This window comes from Acidobacteriota bacterium (genome assembly GCA_030774055.1).
In the GTDB taxonomy this organism is placed as follows: domain Bacteria; phylum Acidobacteriota; class Terriglobia; order Terriglobales; family Acidobacteriaceae; genus JACPNR01.
Genome location: JALYLW010000109.1, coordinates 1 through 4424, shown reverse-complemented (window position 1 = coordinate 4424; position 4424 = coordinate 1). Strand labels below are relative to the sequence as shown.

At 64.6% G+C, this 4424-nt stretch carries 5 protein-coding genes; 3 read left to right on the top strand and 2 right to left on the bottom strand.

All coding sequences use genetic code 11. The annotated features are described in order from the left end of the window. Window positions 1–938, bottom strand: a 938-nt coding sequence (locus M3P27_08935; protein ID MDP9268432.1) for a hypothetical protein, incomplete at its 3' end; no start/stop codon positions are given. A gap of 342 nt (window positions 939–1280) precedes the next feature. On the opposite strand from M3P27_08935, the gene M3P27_08930 reads away from it, so the two are divergent. After that, window positions 1281–2039, top strand: a complete 759-nt coding sequence (locus tag M3P27_08930; GenBank protein MDP9268431.1) for a hypothetical protein — start codon at window positions 1281–1283, stop codon at window positions 2037–2039. A gap of 52 nt (window positions 2040–2091) precedes the next feature. On the opposite strand, the gene M3P27_08925 is transcribed toward M3P27_08930, so the two are convergent. Next, a complete protein-coding gene (locus tag M3P27_08925; GenBank protein MDP9268430.1) occupies window positions 2092–2535 on the bottom strand; it encodes a hypothetical protein in 444 nt (147 codons plus the stop codon). Window positions 2536–2773: 238 nt separating this feature from the next. Here M3P27_08925 and M3P27_08920 point away from each other — a divergent pair, with 238 nt between their 5' ends. Both M3P27_08920 and M3P27_08915 read left to right on the top strand, forming a co-directional pair. Continuing rightward, window positions 2774–3430, top strand: coding sequence for a response regulator transcription factor (locus tag M3P27_08920; protein MDP9268429.1), 657 nt, complete (start codon window positions 2774–2776; stop codon window positions 3428–3430). A 226-nt stretch (window positions 3431–3656) separates the two neighbouring features. Then, window positions 3657–4376, top strand: a complete 720-nt coding sequence (locus M3P27_08915) for a lipid-binding SYLF domain-containing protein (GenBank protein ID MDP9268428.1) — start codon at window positions 3657–3659, stop codon at window positions 4374–4376. Window positions 4377–4424 lie beyond the last annotated feature (48 nt).

The window sequence follows — 4424 nt, the reverse complement described above, 5'->3', positions numbered from 1 at the left end:
AGCCGGGCGCGGGCGCACCCGAGCAAGAGATCTTCGGCGGCGTTCGCCGGCGAGGGCAACTCCGCGATGATGGCCGCGGCGTCTCCTTGCCAGTATTTCTGAGCGGCACGAAGGTAACGCTGCTCGGCTTCGAGCGCTGCGTCGCCAGGGTTACGCACGGCAGGGTTACGCACGGAGGGGTTACGCACGGCAGGGTTACGCACGGCGACGTCCGGCACGACCGCGGTGGCCACGGCCGAAGCAGGTGGCGGCAACAGCGTGAGGCGCCACGGCGCGGCGCCGGCGAGGAATTTCAGCAACCGCCGGTGCGAGCCGGCGGTGAGACGCAGCGAAACATGCTGGATCGCGGCAGCGCGCGCGAGGGCGGCGGGATCAAGTCCGGGAACGCCATCCTCGGCAGCGGCGAGGAGCGCGGCGCGCAGGTAGGGAGCTTGCGGGGAGCCGGCGGCGAGCAGCTTCTCGATGCGGGGAACGGCGGCGCGGAAGGCGGAAGTGTTTGCTGCCTGCTCCGCCTGTTCAAGGATGCGAGCCGCGGCGATGTTGACGCGGGCGTCGTTCAAGCGGGCGTCGTTCACTCGCCAGTCGGGGTGGCGAAGTTCGCAGAGTCGCAGCGCGGCATCAAGCAGCGGAGCCGTGTCAGCGGCAAGAGCAGCGGCTTCCATCGCGACAAAGAGAGCGCGCGCGTCAGCTTTGTCTTGCTTATCGCGCAGGGCGTCGGAACGCACGACTCGCGCCGCGAGCGCACGTGCTTGTTCGACGTCGGAGCGGAGGAAGAGGGCGCGCGCGGCTTCGTCGGCAGCGCTTCGCTGGGCGCGCCGAGGCGCGGAAGGCAACGCCTTCGCGCGCGCCTGCGGAGCGGAGTTCGTACCACCGTTGGCGGCGGGGTTAGCGGCGAGAGCCGCGATCAGGACGCAGGCGATGCCGCGGCCGAGCCTCATGGTTGCCGGGCGCTGCCGGCGGCGGACATTGCCCGCGCGGCAAAAAGTCGCCCTAACGAAACTCCCCGGCAACCGTTTAGTTGCCGGGGAGCCGCAACCAACTGATTTCGTCTCGGCCCTTCCGCCACCGTTTCCCCCAGGAATTTTTATGGGGCGGCCGGGTTTTGTCGAATTCGATTGGATTGGGGTTAAGGTGAGCGGAGTATGCGGCGAGGTGCGTTTCTGTGTAATCGAGTAGATGACCTATAAATGCGGCCAATCCACCTTAGAAGCAATCAGTACCCGCAAGGCGAACCATAGGGGATAAGACCATGGGGGATAAGAACCATGGGGGGTAAGACCATGAACGTTAAGACCAAGAAAGTCATCCAGGGAGTGTTGCTGGCCGCATTCCTGGTGGCCGCGGTCCGGCTGGTGATGGTGTATCGCGAGCGCGATGAGCCCGTCGCCGGCCTGACCAGCCGCGCCCGTCCCGAGGTAGATACCGGCCTCGACGCCGATGCCTATGTCGTCCCTAAACGCTTACATGCGTATGACTTGAAGTCGGCGCGGCAACAGCTCGTGGGCCAGCCGGCTTGGATGCGTGAGGGGTACCGGTACACCCTCTATCCGGTGAGCGGTGGCCGGGTGGATTTTGGCAAGGAAGCGGGCACACTGGGGCCGATCGAGCAGATCACGATCAAGGACGTGCGGTTGCAGGCCGCGCCCAGCGCCGTGGGCGGGGAGCAACTGGTTGCCGTCTTTGTTCGCCGCGACGGCAAGGAGCTCGCTCTGCCCATCGGGACCAAGCGCGGGTCGGACTTCACCATCTATGCGGATGAGGCGTTGTTCCTGGAAGATCCGCACCAGCTCTACAAGCACTGGCCGGAGCCGGTTTGGCAGGCCGTCGCGCAGCACCAGGTGAAGCCAGGGATGAACGAGATGCAGGCTTCATTCGCCATCGGGATGGGGACGCCGCATCAGTCCGACGATCCCGCCGAGCGCGTGGTGGAATATCCCAATGGCGGCAAGCCGCTCACGGTGACGTATCGGCACGGCAAGGCGACGCGGATCGACGCGGGTTCAGAGGCCGGTCTGAAGCCTGCGATGACATCTCGGTAAACATCCATCGTCATCCGCCGCTGGGGATGACAAAACCAGCGCGGGGAACGATTCATTTCAGCGCTTCCGACTCGGAAGTGGCAGGCGCGCCTTCCTGCACGCGGATGACTCCGCTCGTATCCATATAGAACCCGCGCCGCGTGGGATCGAACTGCTTGGGCGTGAGTGTGACGGAGAACCCATCCTTGCCGCCGCGGTAGCCGACGGCGTAGTCGCCGCGGTCGGGCCGGGCCATGCGCTTGGTGAAGGAGCGTCCGCCGCCGGTGAGCGCGAGGAGCGAGCCGGAGTAGCGGCCCATCTTCTTTTTGTACTCGCGCTCGTTGTAGTAGAGCGTCTTCATGTAGGCGATGGAGTTGGCTTCGGACTGGGAGAGCGCATGGTCGTCGGCGGACTTGGGTGTGTATGGCGGCGAGGTCTGGGCGAAGGCGGGCGCAGTGCCGAGGACTCCGAGGAGTAGGGCAGAGCCTAAGATTCGGGCTAGGTTCTCGCGGATCATGAAGGGACCTCACCGAAAAGTGTAATCGCGATAGGGCTTCTTCGACTCGCGCTCTCCCGCCGGGGCGGGATCGCGCTCGCTCAGAATGACAGGTTCCGAGGGCACCCTCACTGGTCGAAGTGACTTTAGTGCTAGTCCGGTAGGAAAGTGGCCGTGTGCCTTTTGTGCATATTGGCCATCTTCCAAAGCGACATCGAATGAGGATATGCTACGCGCTACCCCCGAAAGAGAACAACCAATGAAACCGGCCCCAGCCAAAAAACCTCGCATCCGTATCGCCGTGTTGGAGAGTGATCCGCTGCGCTTCGTCGGTTTCCGCACGTTATTCGAATCGGAGCCCGACCTCGAACCCATGGCGGCCTCGATCGCCGACCTCCCCAACCTGAAAGACGTGGAGTTGGTGCTGCTCGGCAGCCGCAATGGCCAGAACCTGTTCGACGTGATGGCTGGGCTCAAGGCCGCGCGTCCTGACCTGCGCATCATCGTGACGGGTTCGGGCGCTGACGACGAGACCATCCTGAAGGCAGTGGCGGCGGGCGCGAAGGGATACGTAGAGGAAGGCGCCAGCCCGGCGGAGTTCATCCAGGCGATCCGCATCGTGCACCAGGGATCGGTGTGGGCGCCGCGGCGCGTGCTTTCCACCTTCATCGAGCGCGTGAGCTCGTCGCCGGGGCGCATCTTCCCGGCAGGGCGCGTGGCATTCACCGACCGCGAGAAAGAAGTGCTCGAGTTGCTGGTCGTGGGCCGCTCCAACAAAGAGGTCGGTGCGGTGCTGGGCATCGAGGAGCGGACGGTGAAGGCGCACGTCGCCAAGTTGATGCGCAAAGTCGGCGTGCAGAACCGCATCGCGCTCTCCGTCCACGCCATTACTCACGGGCTGGTTACAAACAAGTAACCGTTACTAAAGTCCATGTCCGGCGTCGACGCGGGGTGAGTGGCCTTCAGTGACGTTGCCGGTTCCGGAAACGAAGTCCATACTCGCCGCAACCTACCACAGAACCTGGGAGACAGGGGCTGGAACAGCACGAGGGTCGCTGCTTCCGGCCCCTTTCATTTATCTAGCTGCTAGCTGCTAACTTTTAGCTTCCAGTCCCTGCCGCCATCCCTGTTACTCTTTTCCCATGAAGAGATTTCTAATCGCAGTCATCCTGCTGAGCCTGCCCGCGTTCGCCGCCGACCGCGCGAAGGTCGTGGGACGCTTGAACGAAGCCGCGAACGTGATCGACGAGATCATGGCCGCGCCCGACAAAGGCATTCCAGAAGAGATCTTCCATAGTGCGAAGTGCGTGGCGGTGGTGCCGTCGTTGCTGAAGGGCGGCTTCGTGCTGGGCGCGGCGTACGGCAAAGGCGTTGCCACGTGCCGCACGCCCTCGGGCTGGACGGCGCCGGCCTTGTTCCGCATGGAAGGCGGCAGCTTCGGCCTGCAGATCGGCGGTGAGGCGGTGGACCTGATCATGGTGATCGTGAGCGACCAGGGGATGGAGCGATTGCTCTCCAGCAAGTTCAAGCTGGGTGCGGACGCATCCGCCGCGGCCGGCCCGGTGGGCCGCCACGCCGAAGGCACGACCGACTGGAAGCTACGCGCGCAGGTCCTCACCTATTCGCGCAGCCGCGGGGCGTTCGCCGGCGTCACGGTGAACGGCTCGACCATCCGCCAGGACAAAGACGACACCCGCGCTTTCTACGGCCGCATGGTGCGCTTTCGGACGTCGCTGACGGGAGCGGTACAGGTACCGGCCGACGCGCAACGCTTCGTCTCGACGGTGGGGAAGTATGCTGGCGGCGATGCGATGCAGCCAGTACACCCGGCAGAGCCGCCGCAGGGCGAACCGAAGAAATAGCCGCTGACAATGCGGAAGCGGCGAGCCACGTGGCTCGCCGCTTCCGCA